The sequence below is a fragment of the Roseateles sp. P4_D2 genome (assembly GCF_056401875.1).
Genome location: NZ_JBFUIM010000015.1, coordinates 30501 through 48798, shown reverse-complemented (window position 1 = coordinate 48798; position 18298 = coordinate 30501). Strand labels below are relative to the sequence as shown.

Sequence of the window (18298 nt, the reverse complement as noted above, 5' to 3'; positions counted from 1 at the left end):
CACCAGATGATGAAGACGAAGATCAGCAGCGCGCCGAGGGCTTCGAGGGCGAGTAACAGCATGGTTTGGTGCGCGCGGTTGGGGCTGGCCGCCATTCTAGGAAGCCTTGCCGCCTGCTCCTCGCCACCCCTGCAGCCGCCCGAGCCGGCGCCGGCCGTGCCGGCCGCGCTGCGGCCCGCGCCGCAGCGCTGGGTCGCCGCCGACTGGAAGGATCTGCCTGGTTGGGGGAGCGATGACCTGCTGGCCGCCTGGCCGGCCCTGCTGGCCAGCTGCCAGCGCCCCGCGCCGGGCTGGGCCGAGTTCTGTGCCCGCGCCGCGCTGCAGGCGCCCGCCGACCCGCTGGAGGCCACGCTGTTCCTGATGAAGCATCTGCGCCCCTGGCGGCTGCAGGGCGAAGGCGGTGAGGCCGCCGGGCTGCTGACGGGCTATTTCGAGCCCCAGCTCGCGGCCAGCCGCACGCGCCAGGGTGCCTTCCAGTGGGCGCTGCATGCGCTGCCCGCCGATGCCGCGCTGCGTCGCACGCCGCGCCGCGACATCGACACCCATCCGCGCTTCACGGCGCTGGAGCTGGCCTATGTCGACGACCCTTTTGCGCTGCTGCAAATCCAGATCCAGGGCTCGGGCCGTCTCGTCGTGCGTGATGCGGCTGGCGCCGAGCGCATCAGCCGCGTCGCCTACGCGGGCCACAACGACCAGCCCTTCCAGTCCGTCGCGCGCGCGCTGCTGGACCGTGGCGAGGTGGGCGACGCGACACCACGAACCCTGAGCGACTGGGCGCGCCGCAACCCGGCCAAGGTGCGCGAGGCCCTGGCCGTCAACCCGCGCGTCGTCTACTTCCGCGAGGAGCCCCTGCCCGATGTGAACCAGGGCCCGCGCGGCGCCCAAGGCGTGCCGCTGACGCCGGGCCGTTCCGTCGCCATCGACCGCAGCTACGTCGCGCTGGGCACGCCGCTGTGGCTGGACAGCACCGCGCCGCTGTCGACGACACCGCTGCGTCGCCTCGTGCTGGCCCAGGACACCGGCAGTGCCATCCAGGGCGCCGTGCGCGCCGACCTGTTCTGGGGCTGGGGTGAAGACGCCGCGCTGCAGGCCGGCCGCACCAAGCAGGCGCTGCGGCTGTGGGCGCTGTGGCCCGACGGATTTACTCCGAAACCTTGACGCCCTTCCAGAAGGCGTAGCGACCTTTGATCTCGGCTGCGGCGGGCAGCGGGTCGGCGTAGTACCAGACCGCATCCGGGTTCATTTCGCCGTTGACGAACAGGCTCAGGTACTGCGCCTGACCCTTCCAGGGGCAGCCGCTGCGGTGGTTGGAGAAGGTCGTGTATTCCTTCTTCAGCGCTTCGGCCGGAAAGTAGTGGTTGCCTTCGACGACCACCGTATCGTCGCTCTCGGCGATGGTTACGCCGTTCCACACTGCCTTCATCGTCTGCTCCGGGAGAATTGAGGGATGAGACGCTACCACTCCCACCTCGGCCGCGACATCGTCATCACCGGCGGCAGCGCCCGGGATCTCGACCCCGGGCAATTCGGCGTGCTCGCCATCGACGGCGGCGCGGGCGGCTGGGCGGTCGTGCACAAGGGGCCAGACGGCGAGGTCGTCGAACTCAACAACGAGATGCACTTCGAGACGCCAGAGGAAGCGCTGGCGTTTGCGAAGGAGTTGATCGAGATGCTCGATGCCTGAGCCGATGCGGGGCGACGTGATGACCGGGCGCATGCGTTACGCGCCGGTCAAGTCGCTCTGGCTGGTCGCCATGCTGATCGGAGCCGTCGCTGGCGGCATTCCCACCTTGGGCGTGGCGACGTTCACGCTGTTCGTCGGGCTCACGCTGCTGACGCTGCTGCTGGGCCACACGCTGGGCAGCCATCGCAAGCTGATCCACGACAGCTTTGGCTGCCCGCGCTGGCTGGAGATGGTCCTGGTGTGGTGGGGTGTGCAGGTGGGCCTGGCCGGGCCACTCGGCCTGAAGCGCCAGCATGACTTGCGCGACCTGGCCCAGCGCCGGTCCGATTGCCACCCCTATCTGCGCCACGGCCAGCCGTTCTGGAAGGATGCCTGGTGGCAGTTGCACTGCGACCTGGTGCTCGAAGACCCGCCGCCGCTGGGCGACCCGCGTGGCCTGCTGCAAGACGCCGTGCTGCGTTGGCTGGAGCGCACGTGGATGCTGCAAGTGCTGCTGACGGCGCTGCCGCTGTGGGTGCTCGGCGGTTGGGGCTTCGTGTGGTGGGGCTTGTGTGCGCGCGTGTCGGCCTGCGTGCTGGGGCACTGGCTGATCGGCTACTTCGCCCACAACCATGGCCGCCAGCCGGTGTTGCTGCCGGGCGTGGCCGTGCAGGGTCGCAACCTGCCATGGCTGTCGCTGATCACGATGGGCGAGTGCTGGCATAACAACCACCATGCCGACCCCGGCTCGGCCCGCCTGGGTGTGCGGTCGGGCGAGTGGGATCCGGGCTGGTGGTTGTTGCTCGCGTTGGCGAGGTGCGGGCTGGTCTGGCGCCTGCAGCGCCCCGGCGCGACCCTGCTTCAAGCCGCCCCCAGCTCAATCTTGGAAACTTCGACCGATGGACGCCCTGCCTCCCTTGCCTGAATGGGCCAGAGTCCAACCCGGACGACCTAGGACCAAGCTGCCGTTTTCCCGCGCGTGGCCGGTGGTCGCTGGCGTCCTGTTCGGCTTGGCGGTACGCCTCCTGGCCGAGGCCCGCCTTCCTTTCGGCCTCTATCCCATGATGTTCAGCTTCATCGTCATCGTGCCCTTCGCCGTGGGCGCAGTGACCGTCTATGTGGCGGAACGCAGCGAGCGCAGAACGGCGGGCTACCACTTCCGAGCGGGCTTTCTGGCCAATGTCTTCCTGGTGCTGGGCACGCTGGCCATCCTGCTGGAGGGTCTGATCTGCGCCATCCTGATCGTGCCTTTGCTGGCGCTGATCGGCGGCTTGGGCGGCTTGGCCATGGGTTGGGTGTGCCACACCATGAACTGGCCCAAGTCGAGCGTGGGCGCAGTGGCAATCCTGCCGTTGCTGATGGCCGCCGTTGAAGCGCCCATGTCATTGCCGGACCGCTTTGGCAGCCTGCAGCACGAGCGCCTGATCGCGGCGGCGCCCGAGCAGGTCTGGAAGCAATTGATGGACATGCCGGTCATCCGGCCCGATGAGATGAAGGACGGCTGGATGTACCGCATCGGTGTGCCACCGCCCGTGTCCGGTGTGACGCGGCAGGACGGCGGGACGCTGGTGCGCCACGTCGAGATGGGTCGGGGCATCCGTTTCGACCAGGTCTCGACGGACTGGCAGCCGGCGCGCCGCGTGCGCTGGACCTACCGCTTCACGGCCGACTCCTTTCCGCCGCGCGCGATGGACGACCATGTCCGCATCGGGGGGCGCCATTTCGATCTGGTCGACACCGTCTACACGCTGGAGCCCGAGGGGGCCGGCACGCGGCTGAAGGTGGCCATGAGCTACCGTGTCAGCACGCAGTTCAACTGGTATGCCGAGCCCTTGGCACGTTGGTTGATCGGCGATTTCGAGACGGTGGCGTTGCGGCTTTACGCGCAACGGGCGGAAGAGATCGCGCGCCGGCAACAGCGTGGAGGCGAGACGACATGAGCGCCATCGAAACATCTGGGCTGACGCTGTATGGCGCCGCGGCCTCCGGCTCCGTCGCTGTCGAAGCCGCATTGACGCTGCTCGGGCTGTCCTACACGCTGATTGAGGGGGCCACCTGGGCCGAGTCCTCGGCCCGCGAGCGCGTCGCGCCGACCAACCCCATGCGGCAGATCCCGACGCTGCTGCTGCCCGATGGCGAGGTCATGACCGAGAGCGCAGCCATCCTGATCTACCTGGCCGACCTGCATCCCGAGGCGCGGCTGGCTCCCTCGCCCAGCGACCCGCTGCGCCGACAGTTCCTGCGCTGGATGCTGTACGTGTCGTCGGCCATCTATTCGCTGCACTGGATCAAGCCTGACGTGAAGCGCATCGGTGCGCCCGAAAGCTCGCGAGACGCCGTCATCCATGCAGTGCATGAGCGCATCGCCTTCTGCTGGTCCAACATGGACCGGCAGCTGACGCCTGGACGCTATCTGCTAGGCGAAGAGCTGACCGTGCTGGACCTCTACGTCGCCGTCATCTCCCGCTTCGGGCCGTGGCGAGAGCGGTTCTATGAGGTGGCGCCAGCGATGACCGCGGCAATTCGGCGCGTCGACGAGGAGCCGCGGCTAGCGGCGCTCTGGCGTGAGCGCATTCCCGAGCATTGAGGGCAGGCATCCCTTCATTGCAGGGGCTTTCGGGTTTGTCCCGGCCAGGCCGCTGCAGGCCCACTTTAGGATGCGCCCCTTGTCAACTGGACAGCATCGTCCAGGGAGGAATTGATGACCGCTCCTGCTCGCGCCCGAAGCGCCTCGCTGGCTGGCTTGATGGCTGGCTTGTTCGCTGCCTGCGGCTCGGCCCAGGCCGCCGTCCACCTGGACATCCAGCGCGTCGACGCCACCCACGTGCTCGTTACCGGCTCGGGCTTCATCGATGCCGGCACGCCAGCGCTCGGCGAAAACCATGCGCTCTTCGTCTATGACCTGTTCGCCGTGAACCCGGCCCATCTGGTCAACAGCTGGCTGCTGTGGCAGAACGACTTCAAGGTCGGCAACGTGTCCATTAACTTCGCCCATGACGCGGGCACCGGCTATGGAACGCCGCGGGACAACGTCGTCTATTTCGGCATGAGCCTGCCTGGCGCGCCCAATCCCTTCCCGGCGCTGCCGGTTGGGGCTCCCTTGTCCGGCTCGATGCTGTGGACGCTGACCGACGGTAGTCAGTTTGCCGCCGCGGGAAGTTCCGGCCTGTTGCGATGGGGCATGGACACCACCACCGACCCCTTCAACTTCGGCTTGGGCCCTTCGGTTGGCACCTGGAACATGGTCGCCGCGCCTGTGCCCGAGCCTGCCTCTGCGCTGCTGCTGGCGGCTGGCGGCCTGCTGTTGGCGAGCGCCATGCGAGGCCGCACTGTGAAGGCGAAATCGCGCTGATCGAGCCGTCTGGCGGTCTCCTCAAACCTGCCCGCCTGCCTTCGCCCCCTTGCCCTGCAGCACCGGCGCGTCCGACATGCCCAGCAGATCCGCCGCCAACGCTTCGGCGACCTCGATGCCGTCCACACCGGCGCTCATGATCCCGCCCGCGTACCCCGCACCTTCTCCGGCGGGGAACAGCCCGCGCACATTGACACTCTGGTAGTCCCGCCCGCGGTTGATGCGCAGTGGTGACGACGTGCGCGTCTCAACGCCGGTCAGCACCGCGTCCGGCCGGTCGAAGCCGCGGATCTGGCGCGCAAACGCAGGCAAGGCCTCGCGGATCGCCTCCAGCGCATACGACGGCAGCGAGCCGCGGCCCTTTTGCTGCAGGTCGGTCAACGTCACGCCCGGCTTGTAGCTCGGCGCGACGTCACCGAATTCCTTGCTGACCTGCCGCTTGACGAAGTCCCCCACCAGCGAGCCCGGCGCCAGGTAGCCGCCGCCGCCCAGCTCATAGGCGCGGCTTTCCCAGATGCGTTGGAAGGCCATGCCGTCCAGCGGGTTCACGGGGCTGCCGTCGCGCTTGCCGTCCTGGCGGTAGTCCTCGGGCGTCAGGCCGACGACGATGCCGGCGTTGGCATTGCGCTCGTTGCGCGAGTACTGGCTCATGCCGTTGGTGACGACGCGGTCGGGCTCGCTGGTGGCAGCCACCACGGTGCCGCCGGGGCACATGCAGAAGCTGTAGACCGAGCGGCCGTTCTTGGCGTGGTGCACCAGCTTGTAGTCGGCCGCACCGAGGATCTCGTTGCCGGCGTGGACGCCGAAGCGGGCCGCGTCGACCAGGCTCTGGGGATGCTCGATGCGGTAGCCGATGGAAAAGGGCTTGGCTTCCATCTGCACGCCGCGGGCATGCAGCATCGTGAAGGTGTCGCGGGCGCTGTGGCCCAGCGCGATGACGACGTGGGTGGTGGCTATCTGCTCGCCGGATTCGAGCTGCACGCCACGCACCGCGCCGTTTTCGATCAGCAGATCGGTCATCTTTTGCTGGAAGCGGATCTCGCCGCCCAGCGCCTCGATGTCGGCCCGCATCTTGATGATCATGCTGACCAGGCGGAAGGTGCCGATGTGGGGCTTGCTGACGAACAGGATCTCGTCGGGCGCGCCGGCCTTGACGAACTCGGTCAGCACCTTGCGCGTCAGGTGGCGCGGGTCGGAGATCTGGCTGTAGAGCTTGCCGTCGGAGAAGGTGCCGGCGCCGCCTTCGCCGAACTGCACATTGCTCTCGGGGTGGAGCTTCTGTTCGCGCCACAGGCCCCAGGTGTCTTGCGTCCGCTCGCGCACGGCTTTGCCGCGTTCCAGCACGATGGGCTTCAACCCCATCTGCGCCAGGATCAGCGCGGCGAACAGGCCGCAAGGGCCGAAGCCGACGACGACGGGCCGCGGGCCCGTGAAATCGCCGCGTTGAGCGAGGAAGTGGTAGCCGGTGTCGGGCGTGGGCCGGATCTGGTGGTCGCCGGCAAAGCGCGCCAGCACGGCGGCTTCGTCGGTGCCTTCGCTCAGCGTGCAGTCCAGCGTGTAGACGAGCTGGATGTCGCTGCGCTTGCGGGCGTCATAGCCGCGGCGGAACACCTGGATGGTGGCCAGCTCGGTGTCGGCGAGCTTGAGCCGCGCCAGCACGGCGGGTCGCAACGCGTCTTCGGTATGGCTGAGCGGCAGGCGGAGTTCGGTGATGCGGATCATGGTGGTCAGGATTTAGCCGACAACAAAAACAAACAGGCCCCGCAGGGCCTGTGTGTGGGGAAGATCGTCAGGCGATCAGCCCGTCAATCAACCCGAATGCGGGCGCTTGCCCGGGTTCTTCTTGGAGCGGGTGTGCGAACCGCGCTCCAGGCTGCTCAGCTGGCCCTTGCCGGCGGTGAAGGTCACGCCCTTGGGGGCTTCGGGACGGGGGGTGGCGCGGCGAGCCGCTTCGGTGATGATCTTGTTGCCCATGATGGCTCCGTAAACAAAAGCCCACAGCAGGGGCGAAACGCAAAACAGCGACGAAAGGCGCGGATTTTAGCCTGTTCGGCCCAACCAGGCTTCAAAGTCCGGTAGATCCATCGGCCGGGCCAGCAGATAACCCTGGATGAGATCACAGCCGCAGGCCGTGATGCAGTCCAGTTCGGCGGCGTTTTCCACCCCTTCGGCGGTCACCTTGAGGCCCAGGCCCTGGCCAACGCCGACGATGGATTTCAGCAGGGCCTGGCGGCGTGGGTCGCCGTCCACGTCCTGCACAAAGCTGCGGTCGATCTTGAGTTCGTCCACCGGCAGGTGCTGCAAATAGGCCAGCGACGACTGCCCGGTGCCGAAGTCGTCGATGGCCAGGCTCACGCCCCAGGCCTTCAGCGCGTTCAGCACGGCGATGGGATCGGTGCCGCTGGACATCAGGCCGGTCTCGGTGACCTCCAGCTGCAGCTGGCCGGGGTCGACGCGGTATTCGGCCAGCAGGGCGGCCAGGCGGGCCGGCAGGGTCTGGTCCTGGATGTCCAGCGTCGAGATGTTGACGGCAATGCTCATGGGCTCGCGGCCCTCGGCCTCCCAGGCTGCCAGGGTGCGCACGGCGCGAGCCAGCATCCAGTCGGTGATCTGGCGGATGCGGCCGCTGCGCTCGGCAAAGGGCACGAAGTCGCCCGGTGGCAACCAGCCGCGCTGCGGATGCTGCCAGCGCACCAGGGCCTCGGCGCCGGTGATGCGGCCGGTCTTCAGACAGCGCTTGGGCTGCAGGAACTGGCGCAGCTGGTCCTGCTGGATGGCAGTGGCCAGGTCAGACAGCAAGCTCAGGTGCAGGGCGCGCGAGGCCTCGGCGCTGGGGTTGAAGACGGCAACGTCCTGGCGCAGGCGCTTGGCCTCGAACATGGCCTGCTCGGCACGGCGCAGCAGGGCCTCGGTGTCAGCGGCATGCTCCGGCCAATGGGCTACGCCGAGCGACACCGACAGGTCCAGCGACTGGCCCTGCCAGCTGAGCTTGTGCTCGACCTCTTCGCGCAACTGGGCGGCCAGCGCGTTGGCATGGTCCAGCCGTGCCACGGGGGCGAGGGCCGCGAAGGTGCCGCCGGCCAGACGCCCGTAGGCGGCGACGCCTTCGAACAGGCCCTCCAGCTTGGCTGCCGCACCGCGCAGCAACGCGTCGCCCGCGTCAAAGCCCAGCACGCTGTTGACCGCCTTGAGCCGGTCGACGTCGATGCAGATCAACACGGCCAGCTGCTCGCGCTCGGGCAGGTTGGCCAGCAGCCGGTCGCCGTCGGCGATGAAGCGGGCGCGCTGGGGCAGGCCGGTCAGCAGGTCGATGTCGGCCAGGCGGCGCAACTCGGCCTCGCGCTCGCCGACGGCTGCGGCCATGGTGTTCATCGCCGCGGCCATGTGGCCGAGCTCGTCGGCCGAGTCCACCTCGATGCGGTGGCCGTACTGGCCCTGCGCGATCAGCTCGGCGCCGTCCTCGGCGCGCTTGAGCGGGATGACGATGGAGCGCGTGACGCCCACCGCCAGCAGCGCCCCGGCGACGAGGGCGCCGATGCACAGGGCCAGCACGCCGGTGCGGTCGACGTCGATCTGGTCGCGCAGCTCACGGGCCTGGGCCGTGCCCGCACGCTCCTCGCTGGCCGCGAGCTGGTGGATGGCGCTGACAAAGAGGGACAGGGCCGATTCGGTGTCACTGCCCAGCAGGGCGCGGGCGGCCTGGAAATCGTCGCGCTCGATGAGGTTGCGCACGTCGACATAGCTGGCGCGGTAGTCGGCCAGGCGCAGGCGCACCTCGGACAGGCGATCGGTGCGGGGCCCCAGTGGCAGCACCATGGCCAGACGCTGCATGGCGTCGTCGAGCCGATTGTTGGCCGACGCGATCTCGGGGTAGGCCGACACGCGCAGCTCGGCGTCGGGGCTCATCAGCACCAGCAGCTTGCGGGCGACGGCCTCGGCATTGCGGTTGATCTCGTTGACCGAGTCGCGGATGACGGCCTGGTCGTCGACGATGCGGTTCAGCGCATCCGACAGCCCCGTGAGGCGATAAACCGACAGGGCGGCGAGGCCCATCAGCAGCAGCAGCAGCAGACCGAAGGCCAGGCCCAGGCGGGTGCGTATGCGCAGCCGCCGCGACAGCCGGCTCAGGGGCCTGTCGAGGCTGCTCATGGGGCCGACGGCATCTCAGGCGTCATGCAGCGCTCCAGCGCGTCAGCAGCAGCCGCGCGGTGGCCACGTTGGTGGCGCAGGGCACGTCGTGCACATCGCAGGCGCGCACCAGGGCGTTGATGTCGGGCTCGTGCGGCTGGGGTGTCATGGGGTCGCGCAGGAAGATGACGCCGTCCAGGTCGCCCACCGCCAGCCGCGCGCCGATCTGCAGGTCACCGCCCATCGGGCCGCTGAGCACGCGCTCGATGGTCAGGCCATGGGCTGCGTTCAGCCGGGTGCCCGTGGTGCCGGTGGCCATCAGCTGGCAGCGGCGCAGCAGCGGCAGGAAGTCGGCGACCAGGGAGATCATGGCGTCCTTTTTGCCATCGTGGGCGATCAAGGCAAGCTTCATGGTCGGAAAGGCGGGGAGTTCTGCAAAGGATTGACGTTACACGCAAGACGTGACCATAAACGCGCAAGACTTGGCACATTGCCGGTCTGGCGGCACCTGTTACTCGATGTACCCGCCGCCGGCCTGCTGCCATGGTCTGGCAGCGGGGCTCGGCAGCATCGCCAATCTATCTCGCCAACCCCGCAAAAGACACCATGAACTTCCGCCAGCTCCACCAGGGCCCCGGGCTCCTGAAGATCGCCAACGTCTGGGACGCCGGCAGCGCCGTCCTGGTCCAGGCCTTGGGCGTGCCGGCCCTGGCCACGACCAGCGCCGGCCTGGCCTGGGCCCTGGGCTACCCGGATGGCAACCACCTGCCGGTCGACGAGCATGCCGCGGCACTGCGCCGCATCGCCCGCGTCGCCCGCGTGCCGCTGTCGGCTGACAGCGAGGCCGGCTACAGCGACGACCCGGCGGTGGTGGCCGACAACATCCTGAAGTTCGCCGAAGCCGGCGCCGCCGGCATCAACATCGAGGACGGTGCCGGAGCGCCCGCCCTGCTGTGCCGCAAGATCGAGGCCATCAAGGCCGCCGCGGCGCGGGCCGGTGTCGATATCTTCATCAATGCGCGTTGCGATGTCTGGCTGAAGAACCTGGCGCCCGGCCGGGCGGTCGAGGAAGTGCTGCTGCGGGCGCGCGACTATGCAGCGGCGGGCGCCGATGGCCTGTTTGCCCCTGGTGTGACGGCCGTGGCAGACATCGAGGCCCTGGTGGGCGGCCAGCCCCTGCCGTTGAACGTGATGGCGCGGCCGGTGCTGCCGGGCCTTGACGAACTCCAGCGCCTGGGTGTGCGCCGCATCTCGGCCGGCAGCGCCATCGCCGAGGCGGCCTGGGGCCGGGCGCAGCGTGCGGCGACGGGCTTCCTTGAGCATGGTGCTGGCACTGAGCTGTTCGACGGCGCCGCGCCCTATCCGCAGATCAATGGCGCCCTGGCTTCGGCTCAAGGCTGAAGCGACACCCGCAGCTGCAGTTCACGCTCGGGCCGGCCGGCGGCATCCGCGCTGCTCAAGGTGCCCTTGGGAGCGGGGGATGCCGCGCTGCCGCTGCGTGCGACGGTCTGCCAGCGGTCCAGCGCCAGCTGCAGCGTCGACTGGAAGGCGTGGTCGTCCTGGTCGATGTCGAACTCGACCTGCACCGGCGCCTTGCCGCCGGGCCAGGTAGGCGTCACGGTGAAGCTCTGCACCGAGCGGCGCTCGGCGCTGCGCGGGCTGGCGTAGACGCGTTGAGGCGTGCGGGTGGTCGGGTCGAGCTCGACGACGGCATCCACCCACTGCAGAGGCTCGCGGGTCGTCAGGCGCAGCATGCCGCGTTGGCCGTTCAGCACGTTCAGGCGCTGGATCTGCTGGGGCGCTGGCGCCGCGGTCGAGGTGACGATGCCGGCGCCGCGCGGCGAGATCGAGCCCGCCGTGCCGACCACGACCGCACCGTCGCGCACGGCGGCCTGTGCGGCGGGCGGCAGGTTGGAATCCACCCAGCGCAGCTCGACGATGAGCTGCACGGCGGGTGGGGCGGCGGTGGCCCAGGGCGCAACCAGGGCCAGCAGGAGCAGGAGGCGGCGCTTCATGCGCCCAGCTTATTCCTCAACGGCCTTGGACTTGGCCGCCAAAAGCCGCGGCCCGAACAGGTTGATCGCCAGACCGGCCAGCACCAGGGCTGCCGCGATGAGCTTCCAGGCCGGCAGCGGCTCGCCGAGCAGCACCGCGGCCGAACCCATGCCGAACACCGGTACCAGCAGCGCCATGGGCACGATGCGCCCGGCCGGGTGGCGGGCCAGCAGCCAGCTCCAGACACCATAGCCGAACAGCGTGTTGCCGACCGACTGCCACAGCACCGCCGTCCAGGTGCCGAGGTCCGACGCCGCCAGGCCCGCGGCCATCTGTTGCGGCCCGTCGATCAGCAGTGCCAGCAGCAGCAGCGGCGGCACTGCGAAGGCGCTGCTCCAGACGACGTAGGCCAGCATGTCGATGCGGCCGGCACGCTGCGTCAGCAAATTGGCGCAGGCCCACGAGAAGGCGGCCGCCAGCACCATGGCGATGCCCACCGCCGTGGTGGTGCCGTCGGTGTGCGAGGCGATGACGACGATGCCGCTGGCTGCCAGCACCAGGCCCAGCCATTGCGCGCCCAGCACCTTCTCCTTGCGGATGCGCACCGCCAGCAGCAGCGTGAAGAACACCTGGGTCTGCACGACCAGCGAGGCCAGGCCGGGCGAGATCTGGCTGCGCATGGCGAGATACAGCAGGCCGAACTGGCCCACGCCGATGAGGATGCCGTAGCCCGCCAGATTGCCCCAGCCCACCTGCGGCCGGCGCAGGAAGAAGCAGGCCGGCACCAGGGCGAAGCTGAAGCGCAGCACGGCCAGCGTCATGGGCGGCAGCGTGTGCAGGGCGTATTTGATGACGACGAAATTGCTGCCCCAGATCGCCACGACCGCCAGTGCGAGCAGGAAATGGCGCAGCGGCAGGGTCTGTGCGGAGGGGGATGACATGGAGGCAGTCTAGGCGGAGGCACTTCTACAATTTTTGCCATGGATTTCCTCGTTCCCGCCACGGCGCTGGCCGGCCTTGAAGCGGCCGCGCAGGGCGGCGAGGCGGCAGCGCTGGCCGAGTTGGCCTGGCAGCTGCGCCAGCGCGACAGCCGCCGCGCGCTGGCCCTGTGTGAGCAGGTTCTGGCCATGGCAGGTCTCACGCCTTCATTGCAGGCCCGGCTGGCGCTCTCGCGTTGCGAGATCGCCGCCCTGCAGGGGCGGCTCGACGAGGCCGAAACGCAGCTGGCGCAGGCTCGGCGCAGCGGCGGCGGGGCCACGCTGGAGGGTGATGCCTTGCTGGCCGAGGCCGTCGTCGCCAAGGCGCGCGGCCAGCGCGAGCGCGAGCTGGGCGCCTATGCCCGTGCTGCGGCCTGCCACGCACGCGGGCCTGACCCGCGCCGCCAGGCCATCGCGAGCGCCTGGCTGGCCTACGAGCAGTCCTTCGCGACGCCAGCCGATGCGGACGCACCCGCGGCCGAGCCCGCTGCGGCTGCCTTTGCCGACGCTGCGCTGGCGCTGCCGCTGTCCCGCCGCGACCCGGCGCGCGCAGCGGCGCTCTTCCTGCGTGCGGCCGATGCGGCCCGCCACTGGGGCCTGCTGCGGCACGCCCTGGTCTGCACCATCAATGCCGGTACGGCCCTGCAGGGCCTGGGCGAGTTTGACCGCGCAGCTGCCTGCTACGACCAGGCGACGCTGGAATCGCGCGCGGCCGGTTGGCCGGCCTTGATCGGCGCCTGCGAGACGCGGCTGGGCGCGCTGCTGAAGGAGATCGGCCGCCTCGATGAAGCGCTCGTGCTGCTGGGCGACGCGCTGGCCTCGCTGGCGGGCGTGCCGCCTGGCATCAACAAGGCCAACGCCTGTGCCGAACTGGCCCAGACGCTGCTGGCCCTGGGCCGCGGCGTCGAGGCGGTCGGCCCCATGACCGAGGCGATCGCGATGTACCGCGCGGTGCGCTCTACGGACAACCTGACGGTCAACCTGCTGGGCCTGGCGCGGGCGCTGTCGGCGGCAGGCCAGGTGGACGCGGCGCAGGCTGCGCTGGATGAAGCGGAGCAGCTGATCGCACGCCATGGCTTCAACGCGCTGGTCGTCGGCGTGCAGGAGGCGCTGACCGAGATCCACCGCCGGTACCCGCACCTGGCGCCGCCGCCCGGCCTGGTGTTGCCAAACGCGACGCTGCACCACGGCGAGGCGACGCTGGCCGAGGGGCTGAAGATCGTCGGCTGGAAGGCGCCGGCCTCCCTGCACGTAGCCCTGGCCGAGGACTGGGCCGCGGCCGGCGACATGGGCCGGGCCTATGGCCATGCCCGCCAGGCCCTGGCGCTGAAGGACGGCGAGACCGAGCGCATGCGGCTCAGCCAGACGCCGGCGGCGCTGCGCCGCGGCGCCGTGCCGCAGGGCGCGGGCGCAACGGCCGCCGAGCGCCTGCTCAGCCCCAAGGAGCGCGAGGTGCTGGTGCTGGTGGCGCGCGGCTACGCCAACAAGGAAATCGCCACGGCGCTGGCGGTCAGCGACGAGACGGTCAAGTCGCATCTGAAGAAGATCTACGCCAAGCTGGAGGCCGGCTCGCGCAAGCACGCGGTGACGCGAGCGCGGGCGCTGGGAGTCATCGGCGTGGCGGGCTGACCGGGTTTTTCCTCCCCGCGCTCGCGGGTCCCCCGCCGCGGGGGATGGGCGGGGTCGGGAGGCGGCCGCACAGTGCCCTCACCCCGGACAAGACGACCACGAGCCCGGGCCGGCGGCATGAGCGCGGGCCCTGGGTTGGCGGAGCGCTGTCCGCCCGCAAACCCAACCGCTTTTCGCCATGAACCGAGAACCCCTTTCCGCGCTGCGGCGTCTGGCCCTGCTGGGCGGACTGGCCGCCTTGCTGGTGCCAGCCGCGCACGCCACCCAGCTGGTGCACCAGAACCTCAAGCAGATGATCGCGGCCGCCGACGTCATCGTCAGTGGCGATGTCGCCAAAGTCAGTGACGGCATCGACCGCGGCGTGCCGTTCACGGAAGTGACGCTCAAGGTCAAGGGCAGCGTCAAGCGTGAGCTGGCGACGGACAGCAGCTACCGCTTCCGCCAGTACGGCCTGCTGAAGAACCGCCGCATGGCCGATGGCAAATACCTGCTGGCCACACGCATCGAGGGCCTGCCGGGCTGGACGGTCGGCGAGAAGGTGACCGTCTTCATGAACAAGCCCTCGGTCCGCACGGGCCTGACCAGCCCGGTGGGCCTGGCCCAGGGCAAGCTGACCGGCAGTGGCGCCAAGTTGGCCAATGCCTTCGACAACCGCGGCCTGTTCCAGGGCATGAGCGTGGACCCGGCGGTGCTGAGCTCGCTCGAGGCCGAGATGCTGACCCGCAACAGCGGCGCCGTCGACGGTGGCGTGCTGAACCAATTGGTCAAGCGCGCGGTGCGCGAAGACTGGATCGCCAAGGGAGTGATGCGCTGATGAACGCCTTCCTCAAATTCCCGCTGGCCGCGCTGTTCGCGGCGGCTTCCCTGGCCCAGGCCGCCGGCCCACTGCTGCTGACCGAGCACCCACGCAACCCGCAGCCGCTGCGTTGGGACACGAGCAAGCCCATCCAGGTCTACACCGACATCGGACCGCTGACCTACCGCGACAGCGGCACGGAGTTCCTCAGCAACGCCCAGGCCGACAGGATCACCGCCTTTGCGCTGAAGCAGTGGAGCGATGTACCGACCTCGACCTGGAAAGCCGTCACCGACCCGGCCAAGTTCAAGAAGTTCAGCCAGCTCGCGGGCGTCGGCGTGGACGTGAAGGACGGCGAGACCGCCAAGCGCGTCTATGGCCAGGCGCTGGAGGGCGGCATCTACGTCATCTACGACCAGCGCGGCCAGGTCATCGAGGAGTATTTCGGCGTGCCCAAGGACCAGGTGCTGGGCATCGCCTTCGCCGAGATCGCCGAGGACCGCGACGGCGACGGCTACCCCGAGACCATCGTCAAGGCCACGGCCGTCATGAACGGCTATGTCGTGCCGCATGAGCCGTTGGACCCAGACCAGCCCTGGATGCCGCCGCCCGACATCGACGGCAAGCGCATCGCCGGCGTGTTCACGCACGAGTTCGGCCACGCCATCAACCTGTCGCACTCGCAGGTCAACGGCACCATGGCCTATTTCAGCCACCCCTACTACTACGAGGCTTTCCCCGGCGTGCCCGGCTGCGTGCCGGCCCTGCATTCCTGGCGCGACGACGATCCGGCGGCGAAAAAGATCGACCCGAAGTACATCGAGACGATGTTCCCCTTCATCGACCCGACCTTCCCCGATGCCAACGGCCGCAACGCCGGTTACGAGCAAAGTACGGTGGACCGCAGCGACGACATGGCGGGCATCTCCGACCTCTACCCGAGCGCAACCTACCTGAAGACGCGCGGCTCGGTGGCTGGCACGCTGTTCCTGAAGGATGGCCGCACGCCCTATGGCGGCATCAATATCGTCGCCCGCAACGTTGCCGACCCGCTCGGCGACGCGATCTCGGCGATGAGCGGCGACAAGACGCAGGGCCTGGTCGGCCCCGACGGGCGCTTTCGCATCAACAACCTGAAGCCCGGGCAGAAGTACGTGCTCTACCTGGAGGAGATCGTCGCCGGCGGCTATCCGACGACGCCGACCGCGCTGGTCTCCGAGGCCGAGTACTGGAACAGCAACGAGCAGTCCAACGCGGCCAACGACCGCGCCTGCACGGCCAGCGCGATCACGGCCGAGGCGGGTGTCACCAAGACGGCCAACTTCTACTTCAATGGCTACAAGGACGGCGTGCAGTACACGCCCATCGTCTACGGCTTCCTGGGCAGCATGTCCAAGGACGGCGAGCGCGCGGCGGGCTGGATCGACAACAAGCCCTTCGTCTGGGACTCGCGCAGCGGTGTTGAATGGGCGCCGGACGGTGTCGCGGGCGTCAACACCAGCATCACGCGCGACGGCCGCAAGCTCATCGTGCAGGCCGACCTCAACGGCAACGTCATCGGCACCGATGGCGAAGGCCAGCCGGTGAAGACCAACTCGGCCACGATCTGGGACACCCGCACCGGCGGCCTGACCGACCTGGGCAACCTCAACCGCGACCGCTGCGGCGGCAGCAGCCAGATCGGCGTCAGCAGCAGCTACGGCTGGGCGCTCGATTCGACCGGCCGCACGGCCGTCGGCACGGCCTATGTGGACCGCAATGGCGATGGCAGCTGCGAAGGTGGCTGGTTCGGCGACGCCGCCATCGGCGGCGAGGTCATCCCCTTCATCTGGACGGCGGGCCGCGGCATGCGGGCGCTGAGCCTGGACGGCGTGGACCTGAGCGCCGAGCCCTGGCACCGGGCGCATGCGGTGTCGTCCGATGGCCGCGTCGTGCTGGGCAACAGCAACTTCATGAAGGCCTATGCCTGGATTGACGAGGGCAAGCCGATCGACCTCTACAAGGCCGTCGGTGCCATCGACGGCTATGCGATGACTCCCGACGCTGGCCGCGTGGCGCTGAACACGGAGCGCGACGGCGTCGTGTTCTGGAATGCCAACAAGGGCAGCAAGGCCAGCGCCTTCACGAAGTTCAGGCAGATGCAGTGGTGTGTGGACATGCCGCTGCTGGGCCTGGACGTGACCTGCGAGAGCGAGGGCGCCGCAGCCATCCAGCAGCAGTTCGGCGCCATCCCCGTGCAGGTGGCCGACATCAGCGACGACGGCAAGATGATGATCGGCTCGGCCGGTGTCTGGTTCAGCGGCCTGCGCGGCGTGCTGTGGCTGGAGGACATCGGCTGGATCCAGCTCAGCGACTTCTTCCGCACCCAGGGCGTGGCCGAGGCCTATCGCTACGGCCTGGACGGCCCGGCGTCGATGAACGCGGCCGGCAACGAGATCGTCGGCGGCATCCCGGGCTACCCGATGAGCTGGTATGTCGACCTGAAGAAGGCCTTCGTCTGCAAGCATGGCAACTCGACCGAGGTCGGTTTCCCGAGCGAGTTCGTCGACGAAGTGAAGCACGGCGCCCGCATGGGCCGCTGCGAGCATCTGCGGCACTCCGACCGCTAGTCGATGCAGGTGCGGTTGCGCCCTTCCGCCTTGGCCTTGTAGAGCAGGCGGTCGGCGCGCTCCAGGGTCTGGGCCAGGGTGTCGCCGCGGCGGTGCCCGGTCAGGCCGATGGAGACGGTGATCGCCACCTGCTTGTCGTCACCAATGTCGATGCGCAAGGCGGCGGTCTGTTGGCGCAACCTCTCCATGCCGGCCACGGCCGGCGGCATGGCGGTGTCGGGCAGCAGCACGAGGAACTCCTCGCCGCCCCAGCGCGCCAGCACGTCGGTGCCGCGCATGGCGGTCTGGCCGCCCTGGGCGAAGGCGCGCAGCACGGCATCGCCGGCCGCATGGCCGTGCTCATCATTGACGCGCTTGAAGTGGTCCAGATCGACGAGGGCGATGCAGAAGTCGTGGGGGTGGCGAAGCGATCGCAACAGCTCCTGGTCCATCAGCGCCTGCACCTGGCGGCGGTTGGGCAGGCCGGTCAACTCGTCACGCGTGGCGATGGCCTGCAGCTGGGCCAGCGCCCGGGCCAGCTCCTCGCGCTGCTCGGACAGGCGGCGACGGATGCGGCTGAGCCGCGCCGTCAGCACGGCCACGGCGGGCAGCATGCAGGCCAGCATGACGAAGTGGCCGAACTCGACTTCGGGTGGGTAGGTCGCTGGCTGGAGCCAGGCCATGGTGCCCATGACCATGGCGAACAGCGCGAGTGCAAAGAAGCTCAGCACATAGGCGCTGCGCGCGCGCAGCTGGAACATGCCGAACATCAGGATCAGCGTCAGCACCGGGAAGGCGCCACCGCGCAGCAGCCCGGCCTGCGCATAGCCCAGGGCCGCGCAGCTGATCGCGAAGCCGATCTGTACGCTGGTCAGCGAGGGGTCGGTGAAGCGCCGCGACCAGCCGCTGCGGATGGCGGCATAGATCAGCGCCATGCCCCCCAGGGAATAGCCCGTCCAGGCCCAGAGCAGCGGTCCGAATTCCCGGCCGCTGACGTCAACGGCGTAATACAGCATCACCGCACTGATGCCCATCAGCGCCATCGCGAGCGAGGTCTGGCGCAGCCGCAGGCGCTGGGCTGGTTCGCTGCCCAGCCACAGGTCGCCGAGCCGACGGAGGTGCGACATCGCCATGGCGCTAGCCTACCGCGCCGGCGGTGCCGGGCCTTGC

General features: G+C 69.2%; 18 protein-coding genes. 10 read left to right on the top strand and 8 right to left on the bottom strand.

The window, feature by feature from the left end:
- Nucleotides 1–60 precede the first annotated feature (60 nt).
- A complete protein-coding gene (gene mltA / locus AC1DW0_RS24470) occupies nt 61–1158 on the top strand; it encodes a murein transglycosylase A (RefSeq protein ID WP_477948555.1) in 1098 nt (365 codons plus the stop codon).
- On the opposite strand, the gene AC1DW0_RS24465 is transcribed toward mltA, so the two are convergent.
- Nucleotides 1142–1423, bottom strand: coding sequence for a DUF427 domain-containing protein (locus AC1DW0_RS24465; RefSeq protein WP_056191728.1), 282 nt, complete (start codon nt 1421–1423; stop codon nt 1142–1144). The two genes, mltA and AC1DW0_RS24465, sit on opposite strands and share 17 nt — an antisense overlap.
- Before the next feature lie 24 nt (nt 1424–1447).
- Here AC1DW0_RS24465 and AC1DW0_RS24460 point away from each other — a divergent pair, with 24 nt between their 5' ends.
- From AC1DW0_RS24460 to AC1DW0_RS24440, 5 genes are all read left to right on the top strand, one after another.
- Nucleotides 1448–1684 carry a hypothetical protein gene (locus AC1DW0_RS24460; protein WP_477948553.1) on the top strand — a complete coding sequence of 79 codons (237 nt, stop codon included), beginning with the start codon at nt 1448–1450 and terminating at the stop codon, nt 1682–1684.
- Complete coding sequence (locus AC1DW0_RS24455; RefSeq protein WP_082532355.1) at nt 1677–2588, top strand: acyl-CoA desaturase; 912 nt, start codon at nt 1677–1679, stop codon at nt 2586–2588. Before AC1DW0_RS24460 ends, AC1DW0_RS24455 begins: the two co-directional genes overlap by 8 nt.
- 85 nt (nt 2589–2673) lie before the next feature.
- Nucleotides 2674–3603 carry an SRPBCC family protein gene (locus tag AC1DW0_RS24450; protein WP_477948551.1) on the top strand — a complete coding sequence of 310 codons (930 nt, stop codon included), beginning with the start codon at nt 2674–2676 and terminating at the stop codon, nt 3601–3603.
- Nucleotides 3600–4250 carry a glutathione S-transferase family protein gene (locus AC1DW0_RS24445; protein ID WP_056191736.1) on the top strand — a complete coding sequence of 217 codons (651 nt, stop codon included), beginning with the start codon at nt 3600–3602 and terminating at the stop codon, nt 4248–4250. Before AC1DW0_RS24450 ends, AC1DW0_RS24445 begins: the two co-directional genes overlap by 4 nt.
- Before the next feature lie 114 nt (nt 4251–4364).
- Complete coding sequence (locus tag AC1DW0_RS24440; RefSeq protein WP_157281041.1) at nt 4365–5015, top strand: PEP-CTERM sorting domain-containing protein; 651 nt, start codon at nt 4365–4367, stop codon at nt 5013–5015.
- A gap of 21 nt (nt 5016–5036) precedes the next feature.
- Here AC1DW0_RS24440 and AC1DW0_RS24435 read toward each other — a convergent pair whose 3' ends face one another.
- The 4 genes from AC1DW0_RS24435 to AC1DW0_RS24420 form a co-directional block, all read right to left on the bottom strand.
- Nucleotides 5037–6737, bottom strand: a complete 1701-nt coding sequence (locus AC1DW0_RS24435; protein ID WP_477948548.1) for an NAD(P)/FAD-dependent oxidoreductase — start codon at nt 6735–6737, stop codon at nt 5037–5039.
- An 87-nt stretch (nt 6738–6824) separates the two neighbouring features.
- Nucleotides 6825–6989, bottom strand: a complete 165-nt coding sequence (locus AC1DW0_RS24430; protein ID WP_200955205.1) for a hypothetical protein — start codon at nt 6987–6989, stop codon at nt 6825–6827.
- A gap of 66 nt (nt 6990–7055) precedes the next feature.
- A complete protein-coding gene (locus AC1DW0_RS24425) occupies nt 7056–9164 on the bottom strand; it encodes a putative bifunctional diguanylate cyclase/phosphodiesterase (RefSeq protein ID WP_457321090.1) in 2109 nt (702 codons plus the stop codon).
- 22 nt (nt 9165–9186) lie between these two features.
- Complete coding sequence (locus tag AC1DW0_RS24420; protein WP_457321088.1) at nt 9187–9555, bottom strand: methylglyoxal synthase; 369 nt, start codon at nt 9553–9555, stop codon at nt 9187–9189.
- A gap of 194 nt (nt 9556–9749) precedes the next feature.
- Between AC1DW0_RS24420 and AC1DW0_RS24415 the strand changes: the two genes are divergently transcribed.
- A complete protein-coding gene (locus AC1DW0_RS24415; protein ID WP_457351233.1) occupies nt 9750–10544 on the top strand; it encodes an isocitrate lyase/PEP mutase family protein in 795 nt (264 codons plus the stop codon).
- On the opposite strand, the gene AC1DW0_RS24410 is transcribed toward AC1DW0_RS24415, so the two are convergent.
- Nucleotides 10535–11158 carry a hypothetical protein gene (locus AC1DW0_RS24410; RefSeq protein ID WP_457389722.1) on the bottom strand — a complete coding sequence of 208 codons (624 nt, stop codon included), beginning with the start codon at nt 11156–11158 and terminating at the stop codon, nt 10535–10537. The genes AC1DW0_RS24415 and AC1DW0_RS24410 overlap by 10 nt on opposite strands.
- A gap of 9 nt (nt 11159–11167) precedes the next feature.
- Complete coding sequence (locus tag AC1DW0_RS24405) at nt 11168–12055, bottom strand: EamA family transporter (RefSeq protein WP_457445949.1); 888 nt, start codon at nt 12053–12055, stop codon at nt 11168–11170.
- Nucleotides 12056–12118: 63 nt separating this feature from the next.
- Between AC1DW0_RS24405 and AC1DW0_RS24400 the strand changes: the two genes are divergently transcribed.
- From AC1DW0_RS24400 to AC1DW0_RS24390, 3 genes are all read left to right on the top strand, one after another.
- Entirely contained in the window at nt 12119–13744 is a 1626-nt protein-coding gene (locus AC1DW0_RS24400; protein WP_477948546.1) for a response regulator transcription factor, read from the top strand.
- Nucleotides 13745–13922: 178 nt separating this feature from the next.
- Entirely contained in the window at nt 13923–14558 is a 636-nt protein-coding gene (locus AC1DW0_RS24395; protein WP_477948544.1) for a hypothetical protein, read from the top strand.
- A complete protein-coding gene (locus AC1DW0_RS24390; protein ID WP_477948542.1) occupies nt 14558–17149 on the top strand; it encodes a hypothetical protein in 2592 nt (863 codons plus the stop codon). Before AC1DW0_RS24395 ends, AC1DW0_RS24390 begins: the two co-directional genes overlap by 1 nt.
- Here the strand turns inward: AC1DW0_RS24390 and AC1DW0_RS24385 are convergent.
- The gene (locus AC1DW0_RS24385; protein WP_477948540.1) at nt 17146–18255 is read right to left on the bottom strand and encodes a GGDEF domain-containing protein; all 1110 of its coding nucleotides are present in this window, start codon (nt 18253–18255) and stop codon (nt 17146–17148) included. The two genes, AC1DW0_RS24390 and AC1DW0_RS24385, sit on opposite strands and share 4 nt — an antisense overlap.
- Nucleotides 18256–18298: the final 43 nt, after the last annotated feature.

Excerpts from the sequence above, each read along its gene's own strand:
- mltA (WP_477948555.1), top strand. The coding sequence starts at position 61 with ATGGTTTGGTGCGCGCGGTTGGGGCTGGCCGCCATTCTAGGAAGCCTT.
- AC1DW0_RS24465 (WP_056191728.1), bottom strand. The coding sequence starts at position 1,423 with ATGAAGGCAGTGTGGAACGGCGTAACCATCGCCGAGAGCGACGATACG.
- AC1DW0_RS24460 (WP_477948553.1), top strand. The coding sequence starts at position 1,448 with ATGAGACGCTACCACTCCCACCTCGGCCGCGACATCGTCATCACCGGC.
- AC1DW0_RS24455 (WP_082532355.1), top strand. The coding sequence starts at position 1,677 with ATGCCTGAGCCGATGCGGGGCGACGTGATGACCGGGCGCATGCGTTAC.
- AC1DW0_RS24445 (WP_056191736.1), top strand. The coding sequence starts at position 3,600 with ATGAGCGCCATCGAAACATCTGGGCTGACGCTGTATGGCGCCGCGGCC.
- AC1DW0_RS24440 (WP_157281041.1), top strand. The coding sequence starts at position 4,365 with ATGACCGCTCCTGCTCGCGCCCGAAGCGCCTCGCTGGCTGGCTTGATG.
- AC1DW0_RS24435 (WP_477948548.1), bottom strand. The coding sequence starts at position 6,737 with ATGATCCGCATCACCGAACTCCGCCTGCCGCTCAGCCATACCGAAGAC.
- AC1DW0_RS24430 (WP_200955205.1), bottom strand. The coding sequence starts at position 6,989 with ATGGGCAACAAGATCATCACCGAAGCGGCTCGCCGCGCCACCCCCCGT.
- AC1DW0_RS24425 (WP_457321090.1), bottom strand. The coding sequence starts at position 9,164 with ATGAGCAGCCTCGACAGGCCCCTGAGCCGGCTGTCGCGGCGGCTGCGC.
- AC1DW0_RS24420 (WP_457321088.1), bottom strand. The coding sequence starts at position 9,555 with ATGAAGCTTGCCTTGATCGCCCACGATGGCAAAAAGGACGCCATGATC.
- AC1DW0_RS24415 (WP_457351233.1), top strand. The coding sequence starts at position 9,750 with ATGAACTTCCGCCAGCTCCACCAGGGCCCCGGGCTCCTGAAGATCGCC.
- AC1DW0_RS24410 (WP_457389722.1), bottom strand. The coding sequence starts at position 11,158 with ATGAAGCGCCGCCTCCTGCTCCTGCTGGCCCTGGTTGCGCCCTGGGCC.
- AC1DW0_RS24400 (WP_477948546.1), top strand. The coding sequence starts at position 12,119 with ATGGATTTCCTCGTTCCCGCCACGGCGCTGGCCGGCCTTGAAGCGGCC.
- AC1DW0_RS24395 (WP_477948544.1), top strand. The coding sequence starts at position 13,923 with ATGAACCGAGAACCCCTTTCCGCGCTGCGGCGTCTGGCCCTGCTGGGC.
- AC1DW0_RS24390 (WP_477948542.1), top strand. The coding sequence starts at position 14,558 with ATGAACGCCTTCCTCAAATTCCCGCTGGCCGCGCTGTTCGCGGCGGCT.
- AC1DW0_RS24385 (WP_477948540.1), bottom strand. The coding sequence starts at position 18,255 with ATGTCGCACCTCCGTCGGCTCGGCGACCTGTGGCTGGGCAGCGAACCA.